We start from the raw sequence: 23,337 nt of genomic DNA on the forward strand, positions 1-23,337 counted from the left end.
GTGCCGTCCCAAGGGACCGCACGGCGGTTTTTTTTGGCCGGCCGCCATGGATCGACCGCGCCGCCTTGCCATTTGAAAGCAGCTATTAATAATTGTCCGATTGATTATCAGCCTGAATCAGTGTTCTGCTCGTGCCGCCTCCCGTTCCTCCGGTCAGGTGAAGGGCGAGGCCACGATCAGTACGCTCGGACACAATGAACGTCATCGATATTTCCCGCTTCCCCTTTCGTCGCCATTGGGCGCTGCTGTGTCTCTGCCTGGTCTGGTCCGGCTGGCGGCTGCTGACTTTGCCGACGCTGCCTGTCGTGATGGCAAAGCCCGCGGCCGCACCGGACTTGCAGCAGGCCGCCAGCCGTCTGGCGTCGGCACACTGGTTCGGCCCGCTTGTGCCCCCCGACCCGCCTGGTCTGGTCGTGCTCGGCGTCTTTGCGCCCGGCCACGGGGCGCATCAGCCCGGCTTTGCCATTGCCCGCCGTGATGGCGCCAGCCTGGCGCTGCTGGCCGGTCAGCAACTGGAACAATGGCGCGTGCAGGCGATTGCGCCGGATGGCCTGATTCTGGCTCAGGGACGCCATCAGCACTTTTATCCCCTCAGCCGGCAGACGACCCCGGCGGGGGAGGGGGGCGGTCAGGATGCCCTGCCGCTGCCGGGAGACGACGAGTGATGCCGCGCCACCACCTGGCGGGGCTGCTGTTCCTGCTGGCCGCACTGAACACGCCGCTTGGCGCCACGCCGGCGGGCAGGGAGAGTGTCACGCTCAATTTTGCCAATGCCGATATCGAGACCGTGGTGCGCGCCATCGGCGAGATGACCGGGCACAACTTCCTGCTCGACCCGCGCATCAAAGGTACCGTCAACATTATCTCCTCCCAGCCGGTGTCAAGGGCGCTGGCCTACCAGATCCTGCTGTCCTCACTGCGTCTGCAGGGCTTCAGCGCGGTCGAGGGGGAGGGGGTGGTCAAGATCGTGCCCGAGTCGGATGCCAAGCTGCATGCCCGTGTTGCGACTCGGGGCGGTCAGGGCGGCGAGCGACTGATCACCCGGGTCTTCACCCTGAAAAACAGCAATGCGGCACAGTTGCTGCCGGTCATCCGGCCGATCGTGTCTCCCAACAATGCCTTGTCCGCCTTTGCCCAGGCCAATGCGCTGGTGGTGACGGACTACGCCGACAACCTGCGCCGCATCGAAAGCATCGTGGCCAGCCTGGAGGGCGTGGCCGACAGTCAGACGGCCGTGGTTCCCTTGCTTTATGCCTCGGCCAGTGAGCTGGCGACGACGCTGGGCAAGCTGCTGCAGGATGCCGGCAGTGAGGGCAGCCGGCTGATCATCAATGCCGACAGCCGGGCCAATGTGTTGCTGGTGCGTGCCGACCTGCCGGGGCGGCTTAACCAGGTGCGGCAACTGGTGCAGATGCTGGATCAGCCCAGCCAGGCCGGTGCCAATGTACGGGTGGTGTACCTGAAAAACGCCGATGCCGCCCGCGTGGCGCAAACCTTGCGAGCCCTGTTGAGCAGCAGTGCCGCCCCGCTGGCCGAAACGCGCAAGAGCAGCCTGCCCTCATCCCCCGCCGCCAGCGGGATCGGCCAGGGGCAGGTCGCCGGCAATCAGGACGCCGGCAGCAGCAATGCCGCACCCCTGGCGGCCGATCCGGCGGCAGCGCCCGACGGATCCGCCGCCGGCAACACTCCGGCCAGTACGCTGGTGCAGGCTGATACCGCCAGCAATGCCCTGATTCTCAATGTGCCGGACAGCATGTATCGCAACCTGCGCAATGTGATCGACCTGCTGGATCGCCGGCGCGCTCAGGTCCATGTCGAGACCCTGGTCATGGAGGTCTCGGCACAGCGTCTGCAGGAGTTGGGCGTGCGCTGGCAGGCGCTGCAGACACAGCCCGGCAGTGGGTCGGCCGGCGGCAATACGCTGGCGCTTCAGTTGGGCAGTCAGGGGCTGGGACTCACGGCCGGAAGCGGGGCTGGTGTCTTGCACGTCAAGGGTCTGGGCAATGTGCTGGACCTGACGGTGCTGGCCCGCGCACTCGAGACCGAGGCTCAGGGCAATATCCTCTCCAACCCGACGCTGATGGCGACCGACAACGAACCGGCGCGCATCGAGGTCGGCCAGGAAATCGCGGTACAGACCGGTCAGTACAGCAATCTCGGCTCAGGCAGCAATACGGCCTCGCCCTTTACCACCTATGACCGCAAGACGGTCGGCCTCAAGCTGGCCATCGTGCCGCAGATCTCCGAGGGCGGCAGCATTCGCATGAAGATCCTGCAGACGGCCTCCTCCATTGATCCGGCCAGTGCCAACTCCACTCTCCCGACCTTCAACATCCGCTCGGTGGAAACCTCGGTCACGGTCGAGGATGGCGGCATCATCGCCATCGGCGGGCTGATCCAGGAGACCGTCAGCAACAATCAGGACAAGATCCCGCTGCTGGGCGACATCCCCGGTCTGGGCTGGCTGTTCCGGCATCAGGTGAAGGCCCGCAACAAAACCAATCTGCTGGTGTTCCTCAAACCGACCATCGTGCGGGATGACGGCGGTGCGCGCGCCATCGCCGAAGAGCGCTATCGCTACATTCTGGGCGACAGCTATGCGCGCCGGACGAGCCCGCTGGCGCTGGATGCCCGCAGCGCGCTGGAAGCGCTGCCCAGCGGCATCAAGTCGCTGCAGGGGGAGGGCGGCGCACCATGAGCCGTCGTCTGCCCTTTGCCTTTGCCCGTGATCAGGGCGTGCTGCTGCTGCCGGATGGCAGCTGGCAGGTGCGCGAGGATGCGGCGCCGGAGGGATGGAGTGAGGTGCTGCGCCTGTTCGGCCCACCGGCACAGGTCGTCCTGCTGACGGAGACGGCCTTCGGCCAGGCCCTGGCGGCGCACTATGCCGAGCATGACGGGGCGGCCGGCGTGGTCGAGGACATCGGCCAGACCCTGGATATTGCCCGGCTGATCGAGTCCCTGCCCACGGTGGAAGATCTGCTGGAGAGCGAGGGCGATGCCCCGATCATCCGCATGATCAATGCGCTGCTGGCGCAGGCCTTGCGCGAGCAGGCCTCCGACATCCACATCGAGCCCTTCGAGGGGTATTCGGTGGTGCGCTTTCGCCTGGACGGCACGCTGCGCGACATTGCCCGTCCGCACCGGGCATTGCATGCCGCCATGGTGTCGCGCATCAAGATCATGGCCAGCCTGGATATTGCCGAGCGGCGCCTGCCGCAGGATGGCCGCATCTCGCTGCGCCTTGGGGGGCGGCCGGTCGACGTCCGGGTCTCGACCCTGCCGACCGGCTTTGGCGAGCGGGTGGTGCTGCGTCTGCTGGACAAGGAGGCCGCCCGCCTGGACCTGGGCGCGCTGGGCATGCCGCCCGACACCCTGGCGGCCGTCGACCGGGTGATTCGTCAGCCGCACGGCATCCTGCTGGTGACCGGGCCGACCGGCTCGGGCAAGACCACCACCCTGTATGCAGCCCTGTCGCGGCTGGATGCCGATCAGACCAACATCATGACCGTCGAGGACCCGGTGGAGTACCACCTGCCGGGTATTGGCCAGACCCAGGTGAATGCCCGCATCGACATGAGCTTTGCCCGTGCCCTGCGCGCCATCCTGCGCCAGGACCCGGATGTCATCATGATCGGCGAGATCCGCGATCTGGAAACCGCCCAGATCGCCATTCAGGCCTCGCTGACCGGCCATCTGGTGCTGGCTACCCTGCATACCAATGATGCCGTCAGTGCCGTGACGCGGCTGGTGGACATGGGGGTGGAGCCATTTCTGCTGGCCTCGTCGCTGCTGGCGGTCATGGCGCAACGGCTGGTGCGACGCTGTTGCCCGGATTGCCGCACCACACGGGCGGGGCCGGTGAGGCATGCCTGCCCGACCTGCGGTGGTAGTGGCTACCGTGGTCGTACCGGTCTGTACGAGTTGTTGCTGGTTGATGCCGAATTGCAGCGGCTGATCCACGGCGCGGCCTCGGAACAGCAACTGCGGCAGCACGCGCAGACGCAGGGAATGCGCAGTCTGCGCGAGGATGGTCTGCGGCTTGTCGAGCGCGGCGAGACCACTCAGGAAGAGGTCTTGCGTGTGACCCGGACCTGAGATGGCCAGCTATCGCTATCAGGCACTCGACAAGGACGGACGGCGCCTCCGTGGAACACTGCAGGCCGAAAGTGCGCGCCAGGCACGCAGCCGCCTGCGCGAACAGGGGCTGATGCCGCTGACGTTGCAGTTGCCAGGCCGGCAGCGGCGCCTGCGCCTGCCGGCCGGCAGTCTGGTGTTGCTGACCCAGCAGTTGTCCACCTTGCTGGAGGCCGGGTTGCCGCTGGAACGAGCGCTCAGCGCCGTCATCGAGCAGACCGGTCAGGGCCCGGCACGGCAGGTGCTGGAAGCGCTGCGCACGGACATTCTGCAGGGGCAAAGTCTGGCCGGGGCGCTGTCCCAGCGTCCCGGCGTGTTTTCGCCGCTGTACCGTGCGCTGATCGAGGCCGGGGAACAGAGTGGCCGTCTGGACAGCGTGCTGGTCCGGCTGGCCGACTATCTGGCCCGGCGTGCCAGCGCAAGGCAGAAACTGATTCAGGCGCTGGCCTATCCGCTGGCCGTCATGCTGGTTGCTTTGCTGGTGGTCAGCGGCCTGATGACCTGGGTGGTGCCGCAGGTTGTCGGGGTGTTTGTCCAGAGCCATCAGACGCTGCCGTGGCTGACGCGGGCCCTGATGGCCCTGTCCGCCGGCTTGCGTGAATGGGGCTGGCTGCTGTTGCCTGGCCTGCTGAGTGTGGTGCTGTGCCTGCGCCGCCTGTTATCGCGGCCGGCATGGCGCCGGCGCAGCGAGTCCCTGCTGCTCGCCCTGCCATTGTTTGGCAGTCTGCTGCTGGCCATCAACACGGCCCGCATGGCCAGCACGCTGGCGATCCTGGTGTCCAGCGGCGTGCCGTTGTTGTCTGCCCTGGCCACCGTCCAGCCGCTGCTCGGCTGTCTGCTGCTGCGTGACGCCATGGACGAGGTCATGACCCAGGTGCGCGAAGGGCAGCCGCTGTCGCGTGCCCTGGCGGCACGCGGCTGTTTTCCCCCGGTGCTGGTGCACCTGGTGGGCAGCGGAGAGTCCAGCGGTACCCTGGCGCTGATGCTGGAGCGGGCCGCCCTGCAGCAGCAACAGGAGGTCGAGCGACGGCTGGGCACCATGAGCGCACTGATGGAACCGCTGCTGATTCTGTGCATGGGGGGCGTGGTGCTGGTGATCGTGCTGGCCATCATGCTGCCGATCATCGACATGAACCAGATGGTGCACTGAGTGCAGCCACCCGATTTCCGGTTTTGCCATCAACCTGCCTTCACGGCGTTTCAAGGAGTTTTCATGCAGTCATCGGCCAAGATGCAGCGCGGCTTCACCCTGATCGAAATCATGGTGGTCATCGTCATCCTCGGGGTATTGGGCGCCCTGGTGGTGCCCAAGGTCATGAGCCGCCCGGATGAGGCCCGGGTGGTGGCGGCACGCCAGGACATCAATGCCCTGATGCAGGCGCTCAAACTGTACCGCCTGGACAACGGTCGTTACCCGACCACGGTCCAGGGCTTGCAGGCGCTGATCCAGCAGCCGGCCACGCCGCCGCTGCCGCGCAACTGGAAACCCGGCGGTTATCTCGAGCGACTGCCGCTTGATCCCTGGGGGACGCCGTATCGTTATCTCAATCCCGGGGCGCATGGCGAGATCGATCTGTGGAGTCTGGGGGCCGATGGCCAGCCGGGCGGCAGCGGCGTCAATGGCGATATCGGCAACTGGATGCAGTGAGGCACGATGCGCGGCTTCACCCTGCTTGAGGTGCTGGTGGTCATGGCCATCATCGGCATCCTGACCACCACCCTGACCCTGTCGATCAGCCCGGACACGCATCGCCAATTGCAGGAAGAAAGCTATCGTCTGGCGCGGATGCTGGAGCAGGGCGTCGCCATGGCAGAGGAGGGCGACCCGCTGGCGCTGCGCTGGCAACCGGCCGGCTATGCCTTCGTGCGGCGCGATGTCGCCGGGCGCTGGCAGCCGGCCGGCGATGACTTCTTTGCGGCGCATGCCTGGCCGGAAGGGGTTCAGGCTCAGATTCTGCGTGCCCCTGCCGCGCAGCCCTGGCCGCTGTGGCAGCAAGGGCAGAGCCCCTGGCTGGTTTTGCGTCTGACCGGCGGCGGGCATCAGGTGGATTTGAGTCTGTCGCCGCTGGGGCGGGTCTCGCTGGACGGCGCGGCGCCATGAGGCAGCAAGGCTTTACCCTGCTGGAGGTACTGGTGGCACTGGCGATTACCGCCATTGCCCTGTCGGCCCTGCTGCGAGTCAGCGGTCTGGCCGCCGAGAACAGTATGGTACTGCGCGAGCGCATGCTGGCAGGCTGGGTGGCCGAAGATCATCTCGCCCTGCTGCAGACGGCAGGGACGCCACCGGTCCCTGGTCTGCAGCAAGGCAGTGTCGAGCTGGACGAGCGGCGCTGGTATTGGCGCCAGCAGGTTTCTCCTTTGTTCGAAGGCAGCTTGCTGCGGATCGAGGTCAGCGTGCAGGCCGATGCCGGGCGGGATTATCCCCTGGCACGGTTAGTGGCCTATTTGCCGGGGGCGCGCTCATGACGGCGCCATCGGCCAGGCAGCAGGGCATGACCCTGATCGAGTTGCTGGTGGCCATGAGTCTGATGGCCATCCTGTCCGTGCTGGGTTACCAGGGCTTCAGTGCCCTGCTGATCGCCCGTGAACGGTTGCTGTCGGTCTCGGCGCAATGGGTCGATCTGGCCCGGGTGTTCGCCCGCGTGGGGCATGATCTTGATCGCCTGCCCCCCCTGGATGGCGCGGATCCCCGGCCCCGCCTGCTGCTGCAGGGCGAACCCACGAATCAGGTGCTGAGCGTCTGGCTGCCCGGCACGCCCTCGCCCGGCAGCCTGGACCAGGTACGCTATCGCGCCGGTCAGGAAGGCCTGGCCTGGTCCAGCAGCCGTGCCGACGGCCAGTTCTTTCCCCTGTTGTCTTCCGGCGCCCGGGTGCAGTGGCGCCTGCAACTGGATGACGGGCGCTGGGTCGAGCAGTGGCACGGCGCTTCGGCCAACCGGCCTCGTTTGCTGGAAATGCAGGTGCGCGACCGTGCCCTGGGCAGCGTGACACGCTTCTGGCGGTTGCCATGAGGCGTCAGTCCGGCATGGCGGTGATCATGGCGCTGTTACTGGTGGCGCTGGCCGCTTCGGCCGCCAGTCTGGTGTTGTGGCAACAGGGGCTGTGGTGGCAGCAGGTGGAAGTGGATCGTCAGCGGGCTCAGATGCGCTTGCTGCTGGATGCCCAGCTGGCCTGGGCGGCAACCCGTCTGCATAGTCGTGCCATCGTGGCGCTGAACCAGTCCTGGGCCCGTCCCTGGCAGGGTAGCGAGGGTGACTATCACTGGCAGGCCCGGCTGCATGACTTGCAGTCAAGGTTGAACCTCAATGCACTGGGTCTGCCGGACGGGCGAGTCAATCAGGACATGCTCGAGGCCTATCAGCGGCTGTTGCAGTCCTTGCAGCTGCCGGGGACGCTGGCCGATCAACTGGTGCGCTGGCAGGGGCTGCGCCCGGCTGATGGCCAGGGCGGCAGTGGTCAAGCGGTACGCGGATTGCGCGACTGGCGGCAACTGGCCGAGGTCAGTGGCTACACCCCGGCCGTCATGCAGCGTTTGGGTCCGCTGGTAAGTCTGCTGCCGAGCTCCTTCAGCCGAATCAATCTGAACACGGCGCCCTTGCCGCTGTTGCAGGCCTTGTTGCCGGAGGTGGCGCCGGCTGCGCTGGCGCGTGTCTTGCAGCAGCGTCGTACCTTGCCGTTTCGTGATCAGGCGGATTTTGCCAGTCGGGTCGGGGCTGCTGCCGTGTTGCGCCCCAGCTTGTTTGCGACCAGCTCGGTGCTGTTTCAGTTGCATGGTGTCGTCCGGCATCAGCGTGCCGAGCGCCATGTCGAGGCCATCCTGCAAGTGGAGGCCGGGCGGGTGCGCCTGCTTCGGCGGGCAGAACCGGGGGCCTTGCCCCCTCTTGCGGAGTGAGATAGCCGATGTCGGTGTTGCGCGTGTATCTGTCGGCCACGACGGCCGAATCGGAAGTGCTCTGGAGCCTGAGCGATGCCCAGGGCCGGACGCTGAGTAGCGGACAGGGAGGGGTGCTGCCCCGGGGGGCTGATCAATGCCTGCTGGTGCTGGCCGCCGGGACGAGTCGCTGTGCGCGCGTGGCATTGCCCGGCGGTACCCGGCGGCAGACCTCGGCCCTGATCGCTTATGCGCTGGAAGAGGGCCTGCTCAATGAGGCGGAGGACAATCGTTATGCCAGCCTGCCGGACAGGACGGATCTGCGGGTGTGTCTGACCGCACAGGCGCCGCTGCAGGCGGTGCTGGGCTGGCTCGGGCGGCAGGGCGTCGCTGTCAGCGCCATCGTGCCTGAGGAGCAGTGCCTGCCCTTGCCGCCTGCGGACACCTGGGTCGTGGCCCGGCGAGAGGCTGTCTGGGCGGTGCGTTTTGCCGACGGGCAGACACTGTGCGTGCCGCATCAGGGGGATGCGCTGTGGGCGACGCTGCGCCGCCGGGGAGAACCTCAGCAACTGTGGCTGTGCGGTGACAGTGCTCTGCCGGATGCGCTGGCGGATCTGCCCTGGCGGCGGCAGCCGGACTGCCGCTGGCAGCAGGCGCAACCGGTCTGCGCTCATGACTTTTCACCCTCTCTGGCGCGCTGGTGGCGCACCCTGCGCCGTGTCCCGGCGCTGTGCCGCGAGGGGGTCGTGCTGTTATCGCTGCTGTCGCTGCTGGAGGGGGGCTGGTTGATGGCGCAGTGGGGCTGGCTCAGCTGGCAGCGTGCACAGCTGGTGGCTCAGATGCAGCAGTTGGCGCAGCCTATGGGGGTGACGCCGCGGCCCGCTGGTGCCGAAGTGCTGGACCAGGCCCGCCAGCAGCTGGCACAGCGACGGCTGCAGCATGGGCTGGCACAGGACGGCGACTTGCTGCCGATGCTGGCCGCCCTGCCTTCCGGGCTGGCCGAGGCCGGGGCATTGCAGGGACTGCACTATCGGCAAGGTTTGCTGACCCTGCAGGGCAGCCGACCCTTCCCGCGCCTGAGCCGTGAACAATCCCGACTGTTGGCGCAGGGGGGCTGGCACGTGGCGCAGGCCGATGCCCTGCAACTGACGCTGCGCTTTGCCGCCCGCCCCGACGCGGAGGGGGCATGGTGAGCCGCCTGGTCTGGCGTCGACCGCGCTGGCTGTCGCGGGCTGTGCGTCCGTGGCGATTGCTCTGGCCGCCGCTGGCGCTGCTGCTCCTGCTTGGCCTGCAATACGGCGTGTGGCGCGGGCCACTGTGGCAGGCGGTGCAGACCTCGCGTCAGGTTCTGATCGAAGTGCAGGGCGACGCAGCCCGTCTGCAGGCCGTCGCGCAGGACTGGCAGGCGCTGCGCGGGCAAAGTGTCCAACCGTCGCTGCCCCTGGCGCAGCTTCCCGAGCGTCTGGCGCAACTGGCCGAGGCGCAGGGGCTGGATCATCACGATTGGCAGTGGTCCCGGCAGGCTGACGGCGTGCGGCTGGCGGGGCGGGTTGCCTTTGATGGCTGGCTGCACCTGCTGGCCGAGCTGCAGCAGCGCCATGCAGTGCGCGTCAGCCAGCTGCGCGTGCAGGCCGTGGGGTCTGGGCTGGTCGAGGTTGATGCGGTATTCAGCGGTGCCCGGCCCTGAGCGCGATCTGTCAGGTGGTCAGTACTTATCTTCACGTCGTCTTTGTTTACGTTCATGTCGCAAAAATATAAGTTTCTGTTGCCAGAAAAGGCTGATGATCATATGATGAGAAGGTTTGGCAAAACGGGACGAGCGCGTGGCGCCAGTCCCGTTATTCACGTCAGACAATCATAAAAAGACTCACCAGGAGCCAGCCGTGTCAGCAACAGCCGCTATTCTCGCACTGGCCGACGGCAGCCTTTTCACGGGGCACGCCATCGGCGCCACCGGCCTGTCGGTCGGTGAGGTGGTATTCAATACTGCCATCACGGGGTATCAGGAAATCCTCAGCGATCCCTCATACTGCAAGCAACTCGTCACCTTGACGTATCCCCATATCGGAAACGTCGGCGCGAATTCGGAAGACAACGAATCTCGCGCCGTTTTTGCATCTGGGCTCATCGTGCGCGATGTCCCGCTGCGACACAGCAACTTCCGGGCCGGACAATCGCTGTCCGACTACCTGCGCGAACACAAGGTGGTGGCGATTGGCGGCATCGACACCCGACGATTGACGCGTATCCTGCGCGAAGGCGGGGCCCAGGCCGGCACCATCATGGCCGGGGACATCGACCCTGCGCGCGCCGTGGCACTGGCACAGGCCTTCGGTTCGATGGCCGGCCAGGATCTGGCGCGCGAAGTCAGCTGCACCTCCCCTTATGAATGGCAGGAGGGCGAATGGCGTCTCGGCCAGGGCTTCGTGCCGCGCCGCGATGTGGCGCGCCATGTGGTGGCCTACGACTTTGGCGTCAAGCACAACATTCTGCGCATGCTGGCCGAACGCGGCTGCCGCCTGACCGTGGTGCCGGCTACCACGCCGGCCGACGAAGTGCTGGCGCTGCAACCTGACGGGGTCTTCCTGTCCAATGGCCCCGGGGATCCGGAGCCTTGTGACTACGCCATTCGTGCTATCCGCCAGTTACTGGATCTGCGCATGCCGCTGTTCGGTATCTGCCTTGGCCACCAGTTGCTGGCGTTGGCAAGCGGCGCCCGAACCGGCAAGATGAAGTTCGGCCATCATGGCGCCAATCACCCGGTGCAGGATCTCGACAGCGGGCGGGTGATGATCACCAGCCAGAACCATGGTTTTCATGTCGATGAAACCTCGTTGCCGGCCAATGTGCGCGTGACGCACCGCAGCCTGTTCGACGGCACGGTGCAGGGCATCAGCCTGACCGACCGTCTGGCCTTCGGTTTTCAAGGTCACCCGGAAGCCAGTCCGGGACCTCAGGATGTGGCCTATCTGTTCGATCGCTTCACTGTGGCCATCGACCAGCAACGTGCCCGTACCCGCGCCTGAGCCAACGACTAAGGAGAACCGGATGCTGGGGATTACCGACCTGACTACCTACGTGCTTGGTGTGATCGTGATTGTGCTGTTGCCCGGACCGAATTCGCTGTATGTGCTGTCCGTGGCGGCACAGCGCGGTATCGGCCAGGGCTTTCGCGGCGCCTGTGGCATTTTCGTCGGGGACTCGGTGCTGATGACGCTGGCGGCCACCGGGGCGGCCTCGCTGCTCAAGACCAATCCGCTGCTGTTTGCCGGCATCAAGTATGCCGGCGGGGCATATCTGGCCTGGCTGGGTATCGCCATGCTGCGCGGCAGCGTGCGCTCCTGGCGGCTGCGCGGCCAGGATGTGCCGGAGGCCAGTGTGCCGGCCATCGCCCTGTCGCGACCGTTCAGCCGTTCGCTCGGTATCAGCCTGATGAATCCCAAGGCCATCCTGTTCTTCGTGTCGTTCTTCGTGCAATTCGTCGATCCGGCCTACCCGCATCCGGCCCTGACCTTCCTGGCGCTCGGCGCCATCCTGCAATGTTTCAGCGCGCTCTATCTGTCGACGCTGATCTTTGCCGGTACGCGACTGGCGCATGCCTTCCGACGACGCCAGGGGCTGTCGTCGGTGCTCAAGGGCGGGGTCGGGGCCATGTTCCTCGGCTTCGGCGCCAAGCTCGCCATGGCGAGCCTGGGCTAGCAAAAACAAAGACATCCATGATGAGCGTGCAATATGCCAAAACGTACTGACATCAAGAGCATCCTGATTATCGGCGCCGGCCCGATCGTGATCGGCCAGGCGTGCGAATTCGACTATTCCGGCGCACAAGCCTGCAAGGCCCTGCGCGAAGAGGGCTACAAGATCGTTCTGGTCAACTCCAATCCGGCCACCATCATGACCGACCCGGAAATGGCCGACGTGACCTATATCGAGCCGATCAACTGGCAGGTGCTGGAAAAGATCATTGCCAAGGAACGGCCCGATGCCCTGCTGCCGACCATGGGCGGTCAGACCGCCCTGAACTGCGCGCTCGACCTGGCGCGACATGGCGTGCTCGAGCGCTATGGCGTCGAACTGATCGGCGCCTCCGAAGATGCCATCGACAAGGCAGAAGACCGTGGCCGCTTCAAGGAGGCCATGGAAAAGATCGGCCTGTCCTGCCCGCTGTCCTTTGTGGCGCAAAGCATGGAGGAGGCCCTGGCCGCCCAGAGCCAGGTCGGCTTCCCGACCCTGATCCGCCCCAGCTTCACCATGGGCGGTTCCGGCGGCGGCATTGCCTACAACCGCGAGGAGTTTGCCGCCATCTGCGAGCGTGGTTTCGAGGCCTCGCCCACCCACGAGCTGCTGATCGAGCAGTCGGTACTGGGCTGGAAAGAGTACGAGATGGAGGTGGTGCGCGATTGCAAGGACAACTGCATCATCATCTGCTCGATCGAGAACTTCGACCCGATGGGGGTGCATACCGGTGACTCGGTCACCGTGGCGCCGGCGCAGACGCTGACCGACAAGGAATACCAGCTGATGCGCAATGCCTCGATCGCGGTACTGCGCGAGATCGGCGTCGATACCGGCGGCTCCAACGTGCAGTTCGCCATCAACCCCGAAGACGGCCGCATGATCGTCATCGAAATGAACCCGCGGGTCTCGCGCTCCTCGGCGCTGGCTTCCAAGGCGACCGGCTTCCCGATTGCCAAGGTGGCGGCCAAGCTGGCCGTCGGCTACACCCTGGACGAGCTGAAGAACGACATTACCGGCGGCGCTACCCCGGCGTCGTTCGAGCCGTCCATCGACTACGTGGTCACCAAGATCCCGCGCTTTGCCTTCGAGAAATTCCCGCTGGCCGACGACCGTCTCACCACCCAGATGAAATCGGTGGGCGAAGTCATGGCCATCGGCCGCAGCCTGCAGGAGTCGATGCAGAAGGCCCTGCGCGGACTGGAGACCGGTCTGAGCGGTTTTGATCCGCGCTCGACTGACCCGGAGGAAATCCGCCACGAACTGGGTGCGCCCGGCCCGGAGCGGATCCTGTACGTGGCCGATGCCTTCCGCGTCGGCATGAGTCTGGACGAAGTGTTCGAAGAGTCGCACATCGACCCCTGGTTCCTGGCGCAGATCGAGGACCTGGTCCACGAAGAGCAGGCGCTCGGCGGCCAGTCGCTGGCGGCGCTGGACCATGACGCGCTGTTCCGTCTCAAGCGCAAGGGGTTCTCCGATGCCCGGCTGGCCACCCTGCTGGGCGTCCCGGCTGCCGAAGTACGTGCACGGCGCTGGGCGCTGAAGGTGCGTCCGGTCTACAAGCGTGTTGACACCTGCGCGGCCGAGTTCGCGACCTCGACGGCCTATCTGTACTCCACCTACGAGGAGGAGTGCGAGGCCGCGCCTTCGGCGCGCAAGAAAATCATGGTGCTGGGCGGCGGGCCGAACCGCATCGGCCAGGGCATCGAATTCGACTACTGCTGCGTGCATGCGGCCCTGAGTCTGCGCGAGTCCGGCTTCGAGACCATCATGGTCAACTGCAACCCGGAAACCGTTTCCACCGACTACGACACCTCGGACCGCCTGTACTTCGAGCCGCTGACGCTGGAAGACGTGCTGGAGATCGTGCATGTCGAGCAGCCGTTCGGCGTGATCGTGCAGTATGGCGGGCAGACGCCGCTCAAGCTGGCGCGTGCGCTGGAAAGCTATGGCGTCCCGATCATCGGCACCTCGCCGGACATGATCGATGCCGCCGAAGACCGCGAGCGTTTTCAGAAGATGCTGCAGTCGCTCGGACTCAAACAGCCGGAAAACCGCACCGCCAGGAGCCCGGAAGAGGCCTTGCGCCTGGCGGCCGAGATCGGCTATCCGCTGGTGGTGCGTCCGTCCTATGTGCTGGGGGGGCGGGCGATGGAGATTGTCCACGCCGAGGCCGATCTGGAGCGCTACATGCGCGAGGCGGTCAAGGTGTCCAACGACAGCCCGGTGCTGCTCGACAGCTTCCTCAATGACGCCATCGAAGTGGATGTCGACTGCGTGGCCGACGGCAAGCAGGTGGTGATCGGCGGCATCATGGAGCACGTCGAACAGGCCGGGGTGCACTCCGGCGATTCGGCCTGCTCGCTGCCGCCGTTCAGCCTGTTCCCGTCCCTGCGCGATGAAATTCGCCGCCAGACCATCGCCATGGCCCGCGCCCTGAACGTTGTTGGCCTGATGAATGTGCAGTTCGCCATCCAGCGCGACGAGATCTACGTGCTGGAGGTCAATCCGCGGGCCAGCCGGACGGTGCCGTTTGTCTCCAAGGCCACCGGGGTGCCGCTGGCCCGGGTGGCGGCACGCGCCATGGCGGGTATCTCGCTGGCCGAGCAGCGCGTCGAGCGCGAGGTGGTGCCGGCCTACTATTCGGTCAAGGAAGCGGTGTTCCCCTTCATCAAGTTCCCGGGGGTCGATACGGTGCTCGGGCCGGAGATGAAGTCGACCGGCGAAGTGATGGGGGTGGGCAAGAGTTTTGCCGAGGCCTTCGTCAAGAGCCAGCTGGCTGCCGGCGACGTGCTGCCCAAGTCGGGCAAGGTGTTGTTGTCGGTACGCGACACTGACAAGAACGGTGTCATTGAAATCGCCCGCGAGCTGCAGCGGCTGGGTTTTGGCGTTTGCGCCACACGAGGTACCGCCCGCAGTCTGCTCGATGCCGGCATCGTGGTTCAGCGCGTCAACAAGGTCACTGAGGGCCGTCCGCACGTGGTCGACATGATCAAGAACGGCGAGATTGCCCTGGTGGTGAATACGGTGACCGAGAAGCGTCAGGCGCTGCAGGACAGCCGCTCGATCCGTCGCTCTGCCCTGCAGGCGCGCATCCCGCTGCACACCACGCTGGCCGGCGCCAAGGCGGTCTGCCTGGGTCTGGCGCATGCGGCTGACTTCGACGTGTACAGCGTGCAGGAACTCCATGCCTTGCTGGGAGATCAAATCCGCTGATTGACAGGGTGATGCAAGCGTCGGGCTTTGAATGCCGGACAATTTGCCGTTACAATCAGCATTAAAGTTAGCAGCAGCCAAGCCGCCGTCCCGTACGGCGGCTTGTGTTTTTGATGATGGCGGGCATTCCGCCGCTGGAGAGAAAGAATGAGTAAAGTCCCGTTGACCGTGCGTGGCGCAGAAATGCTCAAAGAAGAACTGCAACGCCTGAAGAGCGTTGAGCGTCCCGCCGTGATCGAGGCCATCGCCGAAGCGCGTTCGCACGGCGACTTGTCGGAAAATGCCGAATACGATGCCGCCAAGGAACGCCAGGCCTTCGTCGAAGGGCGTATCGCCGATCTGGAGAGCAAGTTGTCCAACGCCCAGATCATCGATCCGGCCACGCTGGATGCCGAAGGACGCATCGTCTTTGGCACCACTGTCTCGCTGATGGATCTGGAAACCGAAGACAAAGTCACCTACCAGATCGTCGGCGACGATGAGGCCGACATCAAGCTGGGCAAGGTATCGGTCAATTCGCCGATCGCCCGTGCACTGATCGGCAAGGAAGAAGGCGACGTGGCTGAAGTCATGGCGCCGGGCGGTGTGCGCGAATACGAAGTGCTGGAAGTGCAATACATCTGACGCGGGGGATGCCATGGACGGCTTGAAGGCGGTTGCCAAAACCTTCTGGATCGGCGGTATGTGGGCCATCGGCATTCTGGTGACGCCGGTGCTGTTTGCCCTGCTCGATCGCATGTCGGCCGGCATGGTGGCCGGACGGCTGTTCCAGTCCATTGCCTGGGTGGGGCTGGTGTGCGGGACCTTCCTGCTGGTTCACGTCATCTGGAAAGAGGGCGTGCGCGGGCTGAAAACCGCCGCCTTCTGGCTGGTGTTCGGCATGCTGGTGTGCACGGTGATCAACCAGTTCGCCGTCTCGCCAATCATCAGCAATCTGAAGCAGCACATGAACCAGGCGGCAGAAGGCCTGTTTGGCGGCGGTTTTGGCACCTGGCACGCGATCTCCAGCCTGATTTATCTGGTGCAGAGCCTGATGGGGCTGGTGTACGTGATCAAGGTCGACAGCGGGAAATGAAAAACGGGCCGACTGGCCCGTTGCGGATCAAGGCGCTGCTTTCAGCGCCTTCTTGCTTTTTGGCAGCACGATGCGCTGCTTGTCGGACGGTCGCCAGATGACCAGCAGCTTGCCGATATGCTGTACCGGTGCGGCGTCGAGCTGATCACAGATCTGCTCGAACATGGCGATGCGCGCGTCGCGGTCATCGCCCTGCACGCGGATCTTGATCAGTTCGTGAGCGTCCAGGCTGATGGCGATTTCACGCATCACCGACTCGGACAGACCCTGGTTGCCGATCATCACCACCGGATCGACACCATGAGCCAGACCCTTGAGGTACTGGCGCTCAAAGGTAGCAAGTTCAATTTTCATGTATGGGTAAATTCCTGACTAAAAGCGGATTTTACTAGAATTTAGTCATAATCCCAATCACTTGCCAGAAACAACGAGCCATCCAGTATGAAACGAAGCAAATCCAGCAATGCCTGGCTGCAGGAACATGTGAACGATCCTTATGTGCACATGGCACAGAAAGACGGCTATCGCGCCCGTGCGGCGTACAAGCTGCTGGAAATCAACGAGAAAGACAAACTGATTCGCCCGGGTACCGTGCTGGCTGATCTGGGCAGTGCCCCGGGCAGCTGGTCGCAGGTGGCGGCGCGTATCGTCGGCGATCAGGGGCGGGTGTTCGCCCTGGATATCCTGCCGATGGATCCGGTGCCGGGGGTGAACTTCATTCAGGGAGACTTCCGCGAGGAAGAAGTGCTGGAGCAGTTCATCGAGCTGCTCGACGGCCGGGCACTGGATCTGGTGATCTCCGACATGGCGCCGAATATCTCCGGCATGAGCAGTATTGATCAGGCGCGCAGCTTCCTCCTGACCGAGCTGGCACTGGACTTCGCCCGCGATCACCTCAAGCCGGGCGGGCATTTCCTGGTCAAGGTTTTCCAGGGCAGCGAGTTCCAGGCCTATATGAAAGCCATGCGCGAACTGTTCGGCGAAGTGCTGACACGCAAGCCCAAGGCCTCGCGCGATCGCTCCAGCGAGGTCTATCTGCTGGGTCGTGGCCGGCGCTGAGCTTGCAATTTGCCTACTCAGCCCAATATCTGACAACGGAACGACAATCCGGCATGCCGCGTGAAGTTTTCGCACGTGCCTGTGGCGATGAAAGCCCGGTGGATACTGTCATTGCGCTTGGTCGCATGTGACGACGCTGACATTAAGCGCGCCGGGGGTTACAATCCGAATCAATCGGAAACCAGCAAGTAGGGCACAGAGGAGTCCGCGCGAGTGAACAATATCGGCAAAAATATCGCCATCTGGATCATTATTGGTGTTGTGCTGATGACGGTATTCAATCAGCTCAACAAAAAGCAGGAAACACAGGACCTGGTTGTTTATTCCCAGTTCATTAGCGACGTCGAATCCGGCAAGGTCACCAACCTGACCATCGAGGGCAACCCCCTGCGCGGCCAGTGGCTCAAGGGCAAGCGTGCCGACGGTTCGACCTTCACCACCTACGCGCCCTACGACCCGCAGCTGGTGGATGACCTGATCAAGAACAACGTTCGCTTTGCCGCCAAGCCGGAAGAAGAACCGAGCATGCTGATGAACATCTTCATCAGCTGGTTCCCGATGCTGCTGCTGATCGGCGTCTGGGTCTTCTTCATGCGCCAGATGCAGGGTGGTGGCAAGGGCGGTGCCTTCTCGTTCGGCAAGAGCAAGGCACGCATGCTGGACCAGGACAGCAATACCGTCACCTTCGCCGATGTCGCCGGTTGCGACGAGGCCAAGGAAGAGGTCAAGGAAATCGTCGATTACCTGCGCGACCCGAGTCGTTACCAGAGCCTGGGTGGCCGCATCCCGCGCGGCATCCTGCTGTGCGGTAGCCCGGGTACCGGTAAAACCTTGCTGGCCAAGGCGATTGCCGGTGAGGCCAAGGTCCCGTTCTTCAGCATCTCCGGTTCCGATTTCGTGGAAATGTTCGTCGGTGTCGGTGCCGCCCGTGTGCGCGACATGTTCGAACAGGCGAAGAAGAGCTCGCCCTGCATCATCTTCATTGATGAAATCGACGCTGTCGGTCGTCAGCGTGGCGCCGGTCTCGGCGGTGGCAACGACGAGCGCGAACAGACACTGAACCAGTTGCTGGTGGAGATGGACGGTTTCGATACCAACACGACCGTCATCGTGATTGCCGCCACCAACCGTCCGGACGTGCTGGACCCGGCGCTGCAGCGTCCCGGCCGCTTTGACCGTCAGGTTGTGGTTCCGCTGCCGGATATCCGCGGTCGCGAGCAAATTCTGTCGGTGCACATGCGCAAGGTACCGATTGCCGCCGACGTCGAAGCCACCATCATTGCCCGCGGTACCCCGGGTTTCTCCGGTGCCGATCTGGCCAATCTGGTGAATGAAGCCGCCCTGTTCGCCGCACGCCGCAACAAGCGTCTGGTCGACATGGAAGACTTCGAGGCAGCCAAGGACAAGATCATGATGGGCGCCGAGCGCAAGTCGATGGTCATGAACGAGGACGAGAAGCGCAATACCGCCTATCACGAGTCCGGTCATGCGGTCGTCGCCAAGCTGCTGCCCAAGACTGATCCGGTACACAAAGTCACCATCATCCCGCGTGGCCGTGCCCTGGGCGTGACCATGCAGCTGCCGGAAGAAGACCGTTACGCCTACGATCGTGAATATCTGCTCAATCGGATTGCCATCCTGTTTGGTGGCCGCATTGCCGAAGAGCTGTTCATGAACCAGATGACCACCGGCGCTTCCAACGACTTCGAGCGCGCCACCCAGATGGCACGCGACATGGTCACCCGTTACGGTATGTCCGATCGCCTCGGCCCGATGGTGTATGGCGAGAACGAGGGCGAGGTCTTCCTCGGCCGCTCGATCACCACCCACAAGAATCTGTCTGAAGCCACCATGCAGCTGGTTGACCAGGAGATCCGCCGCGTGATCGACGAGCAGTACAGCCTGGCCCGTCGCCTGCTGGAGGAAAACCGCGACAAGGTGGAAGCCATGACCGCTGCGCTGCTCGAATGGGAAACCATCGATGCCGGCCAGATCAACCAGATCATGGCAGGCGAAGTGCCGACCGCGCCGCAGGGCATGGCGGCACTGGGCAAGAACGACAATCCTCCGCCGGCCGATCTGGCGCCGGTGGCTTCCTGATCTTCTCATGCAGACTGGCGGGGTTTCCCCGCCAGTCTTTCCATTTTGACTGCCATGATGCAATGCGGCCGTTTCCAGCTTGATCTGTCCCGTCCCCTGGTGATGGGCATTCTCAATGTCACGCCTGATTCGTTTTCCGACGGTGGCCGGTTCGACGCGCCCGATGCGGCACTGGCGCAGGCCGAACGGCTGTTGGCCGAGGGCGCCGACCTGCTGGATATCGGTGGCGAATCGACACGTCCCAATGCGCCCTTTGTCAGCCCGCAGCAGGAGATGGACCGGGTATTGCCGGTTCTGGCACGGCTGCAGGGGTGCGGTGTGCCCCTGTCGCTGGATACCCGGCGCCGCGAGGTGATGCGCGAGGCGCTGACCATCGGCATCGATCTCATCAATGACGTATCGGCGCTGGAAGACGAGGGCGCCGTGGCGCTGATGGCCGACTGCGAGGCCGGGATCTGCCTGATGCACAAGCAGGGCAATCCGGACACCATGCAGCACGATCCGCACTATCAGGATGTGGTGGACGAGGTCGGCAGCTATCTGCAACGGCGCGTGGCGCTGTGCCTGGATGCCGGCATCGCCCGCGAGCGTCTGCTGGTGGACCCGGGCTTCGGCTTCGGCAAGACCCTGGCGCACAACCTGGCGCTGTTGCGCGCCTTGCCGCAGCTGCAGGCGCGCGCCGGTGTGCCCCTGCTGGTCGGCCTGTCGCGCAAGTCGATGCTGGGTGCCATCACCGGAGAGCGCGTGGCCAGCGAGCGTCTCGGGGCCAGCGTGGCCGTCGCGATGGAATCGGCACGCCGCGGTGCCGCGGTGATCCGGGTACATGATGTCAAGGCAACACGCCAGGCACTGCAAGTGCTGGCCGCGTTGCAGCAAGAATAACCTTGAGCAGGATGAATACGATGTCTCGCAAATACTTTGGCACCGATGGGGTGCGTGGCGAAGTCGGCCAGTTTCCGATTACTCCCGAGTTTGTCCTCAAGCTCGGTTATGCCGCCGGCCGCGTGCTGGTCAATCATGATCGCGACCAGCATCCGACGGTCCTGATCGGCAAGGACACCCGCATTTCCGGCTATATGCTGGAAGCGGCTCTGCAGGCCGGCTTTACCGCCGCCGGGGTCAATGTGCTGCTCACCGGGCCGCTGCCGACCCCGGGCATTGCCTACCTGACACGCGCATTGCGTTTGTCGGCCGGGGTCATGATCTCGGCCTCGCACAACCCCTTCCACGATAACGGCATCAAGTTCTTCGCCGAAGGCGGCATCAAGCTGGATGACCGCATTGAGCTGGAAATTGAAGCCATGCTGGACGAGCCGCTGGAAACCAAGCCCTCGACCGGGCTGGGACGTGCCCGTCGCATTGAAGGCGCGGCCGAGCGCTATATCGAATTCTGCAAGAGCAGCTTCCCCAATGATCGCGATCTGAGGGGCCTCAAGCTGGTGGTCGACTGCGCCCATGGCGCGACCTACCACATTGCCCCCAAGGTGTTCCACGAACTGGGCGCCGAGGTCATCGTCATCGGTGGCGAGCCGAACGGCTACAATATTAACGACAAGGTGGGGGCCACCCATACCAAGACCCTGCAGGCGGCCGTGCTGCAGCACGAGGCCGACTTCGGCATCGCGCTGGATGGCGATGGCGACCGGCTGATGATGGTGGATCGCACGGGGCGGGTTTATGACGGCGACCAGCTGATCTATGTGATCGCCAAGGCGCGGGCTGCGCGGGGTGAACTCAAGGGTGGCATTGCCGGTACCGTGATGACCAATCTGGGCATGGAGCTGGCACTGAAGAAGCAGGGCGTCGAATTCGGCCGGGCCAAGGTGGGTGACCGCTACGTGCTGGAGATGCTGCACGCCAATGGCTGGCAGGTCGGCGGCGAAGCTTCCGGTCACATCCTGTGTCTGGACAAGCACAGCACCGGCGATGGCATCATTTCCGCCCTGCAGGTACTCAACAGCCTGCGCGAGCTGTCCGCCGATCTGGCCGGTATCTGTGCCGACTGGCAGCCCTTCCCGCAGACCCTGATCAACGTCCGCCTCAAAGGCCAGGACTGGAAGCAGGCGGCACAGGAGACCCTGGCTCAGGCAGAAACCGCACTGGCCGGTCATGGCCGGGTGGTATTGCGCCCGAGCGGGACCGAACCGGTGGTGCGGGTGATGGTCGAAGCCGATGCCGCCGAACTGGCCGACAAGTGGGCTCGCGCCATCGCCGCCGCCATCGAGGCGGCCGCTGCCTGATCCTGGCCAGCGGTCAGGCCGTTGTCCGCGACGACGGCCTGACTGACGGGCGCTCAGGTGCTCAGACGTAGATCTTGGGAACCCGCAGGGTCACGCCGCACATCAGCTCGTAGGCCAGGGTGCCGACCGCTGCCGCGACGTTTTCCAGCGGAATGTCTTCCCCCCACAACACCACGCGACTGCCGACGCCGGCCTGTTCGATGTGGCTGATGTCCACCGCCAGCATGTCCATCGACACCCGGCCCACTGTGCCGGAGCGAATGCCGTCGATGCTGACCGGTGTGCCGTTCGGTGCAATGCGCGGATAGCCGTCAGCATAGCCGCAGGCGACGATGCCGATGCGCATCGGCTTGTCGGCCGTGAAGCGGCAGCCATAGCCGACATTGTCGCCGGGCTGCAGGTACTGCACGGCGATGATGTCGGCCGAGAGGGTCATGGCCGGAATCAGCCCCAGATCGCGCCCGGTCTGCCCTTCGAACGGCGAGCAGCCATACAGCGTGATGCCGGGACGTACCCGGTCGCAGTGGGTGTGCGGGTGATGGAACACGGCAGCGGAGTTGGCGGCACTGACGGCCAGACCCGATTCACGGGCGATGGGCTCGAAGCGCTGCCACTGATCCGCCACGCCGCGTTCGTCATCGGCACTGGCAAAGTGGGTCATGATGGTCGACAGCTGGACATCCGGCATGTTGCGCAGTTGCTGGAGCGCCAGGCGGACCTGGCGCGGCTGGAAGCCAAGGCGGTTCATGCCGCTGTTGACCTTCAGCCAGGCGTCAAACTGGCCATGACGGAAATGGGCATCGGCCAGCCAGGCCAGCTGATGCTCGCTATGGATGGCGCCGGCAATGCCGTGTGCGGCCATCAGAATGGTTTCCTGCTTCTCGAAAGGGCCTTCCAGCAGCGCGAGCGGCTGGCGGATGCCGGCCTTGCGCAGCGCCAGCGCGTCTTCGAGATTCAGCATGGCAAAGCCATCTGCCTCCTCGGCCAGTGCAGTGGCGACCTCCATGGCACCATGGCCATAGGCATTGGCCTTGATGACGGCATAGGCCTGGCTGCCCGGGGCCTGATGGCGGGAATGGCGGTAGTTATGCTTGATGGCGGAGAGGTTGATCTCAACGCGAATGGGGCGAGTCATGTTCGGGGTATCGTCACAGTAGGTGTGTTATTATATTCTCCTCTTGCCTTGCTGGGGCATTGTCCATCAGCACTTTCTTGTCATGAGGGCGGAGTCAGGCAACGGTAGATGGATATTCTTCAGATTCTGATCGACTTCTTCACCGGTTACGGCTATCTGGCCGTGTTCACGGTGTTGCTGCTGTGCGGTTTCGGTGTGCCGATTCCCGAGGATATTACCCTGGTGGCGGGTGGCATCATTTCCGGTCTGGGGTATACCAATGTCCACACGATGTTCTTCGTCGGCATGCTGGGTGTGCTGATCGGTGATGGGGCCATGTTCCTGCTCGGCCGCCGGCTGGGCAAACGGGTGCTGAAGTTCCGGCCGATCGCCCGCATTCTGACCCCGGCGCGTTTCCGTGCCGTCCAGCAGCAGTTCTCCCGCTACGGCCACTGGGTGCTGTTCGTGGCCCGTTTCCTGCCCGGACTGCGCTCACCGATTTTCATCACGGCCGGCATGACCCGCCGTGTGCCTTACTGGCGTTTCCTGCTGCTCGATGGTTTTGCCGCGCTGATCTCGGTCCCCCTGTGGGTGTACATGGGCTATTACGGTGCCGCCAACCGCGACGTGCTGCTGACCTGGATCCACCGCGGTCAGGCCGGCATCCTCACCCTGGCTGTCGGCGGGGTGCTGCTGGGGATCTACCTGATCCGCCGTGCCCGCAAGAAGCGTGCGGCGGCAGAGGCCCGCCTCAAAAACACCTCACCCGCCGAAGCGGGTGATCAGTGAATCG

The 23,337-nt window shown here is 64.4% G+C and carries 23 protein-coding genes; 21 read left to right on the forward strand and 2 right to left on the reverse strand.

Going from position 1 to position 23,337, the window contains the following annotated elements; translation table 11 throughout:
• Nucleotides 1-194 precede the first annotated feature (194 nt).
• From AACH39_RS14530 to AACH39_RS14605, 16 genes are all read left to right on the forward strand, one after another.
• Nucleotides 195-665, forward strand: a complete 471-nt coding sequence (locus tag AACH39_RS14530) for a hypothetical protein (protein WP_215778286.1) — start codon at nt 195-197, stop codon at nt 663-665.
• Nucleotides 665-2,698: a type II secretion system secretin GspD gene (gspD, locus tag AACH39_RS14535; RefSeq protein WP_215778283.1), complete on the forward strand. Its 2,034-nt coding sequence runs from the start codon at nt 665-667 to the stop codon at nt 2,696-2,698. The genes AACH39_RS14530 and gspD overlap by 1 nt, the downstream gene beginning before the upstream one ends.
• Nucleotides 2,695-4,095 (forward strand): type II secretion system ATPase GspE, encoded by a 1,401-nt coding sequence (gene gspE, locus AACH39_RS14540; RefSeq protein ID WP_338620467.1) that lies wholly within the window; start codon nt 2,695-2,697, stop codon nt 4,093-4,095. The genes gspD and gspE overlap by 4 nt, the downstream gene beginning before the upstream one ends.
• Nucleotide 4,096: 1 nt before the next feature.
• Entirely contained in the window at nt 4,097-5,284 is a 1,188-nt protein-coding gene (gene gspF / locus AACH39_RS14545) for a type II secretion system inner membrane protein GspF (protein ID WP_215778278.1), read from the forward strand.
• 63 nt (nt 5,285-5,347) lie between these two features.
• Nucleotides 5,348-5,782 (forward strand): type II secretion system major pseudopilin GspG, encoded by a 435-nt coding sequence (gene gspG / locus AACH39_RS14550; RefSeq protein WP_215778276.1) that lies wholly within the window; start codon nt 5,348-5,350, stop codon nt 5,780-5,782.
• A 6-nt stretch (nt 5,783-5,788) separates the two neighbouring features.
• The gene (locus tag AACH39_RS14555; RefSeq protein ID WP_215778273.1) at nt 5,789-6,235 is read left to right on the forward strand and encodes a prepilin-type N-terminal cleavage/methylation domain-containing protein; all 447 of its coding nucleotides are present in this window, start codon (nt 5,789-5,791) and stop codon (nt 6,233-6,235) included.
• Nucleotides 6,232-6,600: a type II secretion system minor pseudopilin GspI gene (gene gspI, locus AACH39_RS14560; protein WP_215778271.1), complete on the forward strand. Its 369-nt coding sequence runs from the start codon at nt 6,232-6,234 to the stop codon at nt 6,598-6,600. Before AACH39_RS14555 ends, gspI begins: the two co-directional genes overlap by 4 nt.
• Nucleotides 6,597-7,145 carry a prepilin-type N-terminal cleavage/methylation domain-containing protein gene (locus tag AACH39_RS14565; protein WP_215778269.1) on the forward strand — a complete coding sequence of 183 codons (549 nt, stop codon included), beginning with the start codon at nt 6,597-6,599 and terminating at the stop codon, nt 7,143-7,145. Before gspI ends, AACH39_RS14565 begins: the two co-directional genes overlap by 4 nt.
• Nucleotides 7,142-8,026 carry a type II secretion system minor pseudopilin GspK gene (gene gspK, locus AACH39_RS14570; protein ID WP_215778267.1) on the forward strand — a complete coding sequence of 295 codons (885 nt, stop codon included), beginning with the start codon at nt 7,142-7,144 and terminating at the stop codon, nt 8,024-8,026. Before AACH39_RS14565 ends, gspK begins: the two co-directional genes overlap by 4 nt.
• Nucleotides 8,027-8,034: 8 nt before the next feature.
• Nucleotides 8,035-9,198: a type II secretion system protein GspL gene (gene gspL / locus AACH39_RS14575; RefSeq protein ID WP_338620468.1), complete on the forward strand. Its 1,164-nt coding sequence runs from the start codon at nt 8,035-8,037 to the stop codon at nt 9,196-9,198.
• A complete protein-coding gene (gspM, locus tag AACH39_RS14580) occupies nt 9,192-9,692 on the forward strand; it encodes a type II secretion system protein GspM (protein ID WP_215778263.1) in 501 nt (166 codons plus the stop codon). The genes gspL and gspM overlap by 7 nt, the downstream gene beginning before the upstream one ends.
• A 196-nt stretch (nt 9,693-9,888) precedes the next feature.
• Complete coding sequence (gene carA / locus AACH39_RS14585) at nt 9,889-11,031, forward strand: glutamine-hydrolyzing carbamoyl-phosphate synthase small subunit (protein ID WP_215778260.1); 1,143 nt, start codon at nt 9,889-9,891, stop codon at nt 11,029-11,031.
• 22 nt (nt 11,032-11,053) lie between these two features.
• Nucleotides 11,054-11,704 carry a leucine efflux protein LeuE gene (gene leuE, locus AACH39_RS14590; protein WP_215778258.1) on the forward strand — a complete coding sequence of 217 codons (651 nt, stop codon included), beginning with the start codon at nt 11,054-11,056 and terminating at the stop codon, nt 11,702-11,704.
• A 33-nt stretch (nt 11,705-11,737) separates the two neighbouring features.
• Nucleotides 11,738-14,956 carry a carbamoyl-phosphate synthase large subunit gene (gene carB, locus AACH39_RS14595; protein WP_338620469.1) on the forward strand — a complete coding sequence of 1,073 codons (3,219 nt, stop codon included), beginning with the start codon at nt 11,738-11,740 and terminating at the stop codon, nt 14,954-14,956.
• Between the two features lie 147 nt (nt 14,957-15,103).
• Nucleotides 15,104-15,580: a transcription elongation factor GreA gene (gene greA / locus AACH39_RS14600; protein WP_215778254.1), complete on the forward strand. Its 477-nt coding sequence runs from the start codon at nt 15,104-15,106 to the stop codon at nt 15,578-15,580.
• A 13-nt stretch (nt 15,581-15,593) separates the two neighbouring features.
• Nucleotides 15,594-16,031, forward strand: coding sequence for a DUF4149 domain-containing protein (locus AACH39_RS14605; protein ID WP_215778252.1), 438 nt, complete (start codon nt 15,594-15,596; stop codon nt 16,029-16,031).
• 27 nt (nt 16,032-16,058) lie between these two features.
• On the opposite strand, the gene AACH39_RS14610 is transcribed toward AACH39_RS14605, so the two are convergent.
• Entirely contained in the window at nt 16,059-16,385 is a 327-nt protein-coding gene (locus AACH39_RS14610; RefSeq protein ID WP_215778249.1) for a YhbY family RNA-binding protein, read from the reverse strand.
• Nucleotides 16,386-16,472: 87 nt separating this feature from the next.
• Here AACH39_RS14610 and rlmE point away from each other — a divergent pair, with 87 nt between their 5' ends.
• The 4 genes from rlmE to glmM all read left to right on the forward strand — a co-directional run bounded on the left by rlmE (nt 16,473) and on the right by glmM (nt 21,430).
• Nucleotides 16,473-17,090, forward strand: a complete 618-nt coding sequence (gene rlmE, locus AACH39_RS14615) for a 23S rRNA (uridine(2552)-2'-O)-methyltransferase RlmE (protein ID WP_215778247.1) — start codon at nt 16,473-16,475, stop codon at nt 17,088-17,090.
• Between the two features lie 213 nt (nt 17,091-17,303).
• Nucleotides 17,304-19,190, forward strand: coding sequence for an ATP-dependent zinc metalloprotease FtsH (gene ftsH / locus AACH39_RS14620; protein ID WP_215778245.1), 1,887 nt, complete (start codon nt 17,304-17,306; stop codon nt 19,188-19,190).
• A gap of 42 nt (nt 19,191-19,232) precedes the next feature.
• Entirely contained in the window at nt 19,233-20,072 is an 840-nt protein-coding gene (folP, locus tag AACH39_RS14625; RefSeq protein WP_338621282.1) for a dihydropteroate synthase, read from the forward strand.
• Between the two features lie 20 nt (nt 20,073-20,092).
• Nucleotides 20,093-21,430, forward strand: a complete 1,338-nt coding sequence (gene glmM / locus AACH39_RS14630; RefSeq protein WP_215778243.1) for a phosphoglucosamine mutase — start codon at nt 20,093-20,095, stop codon at nt 21,428-21,430.
• 61 nt (nt 21,431-21,491) lie between these two features.
• Here the strand turns inward: glmM and alr are convergent, their stop codons facing one another.
• Nucleotides 21,492-22,565 (reverse strand): alanine racemase, encoded by a 1,074-nt coding sequence (alr, locus tag AACH39_RS14635; protein WP_215778241.1) that lies wholly within the window; start codon nt 22,563-22,565, stop codon nt 21,492-21,494.
• 108 nt (nt 22,566-22,673) lie between these two features.
• On the opposite strand from alr, the gene AACH39_RS14640 reads away from it, so the two are divergent.
• Nucleotides 22,674-23,333, forward strand: a complete 660-nt coding sequence (locus AACH39_RS14640) for a DedA family protein (protein WP_215778238.1) — start codon at nt 22,674-22,676, stop codon at nt 23,331-23,333.
• Nucleotides 23,334-23,337: the final 4 nt, after the last annotated feature.

Source organism: Paludibacterium flexuosum, assembly GCF_037076605.1.
Lineage (GTDB): Bacteria > Pseudomonadota > Gammaproteobacteria > Burkholderiales > Chromobacteriaceae > Paludibacterium.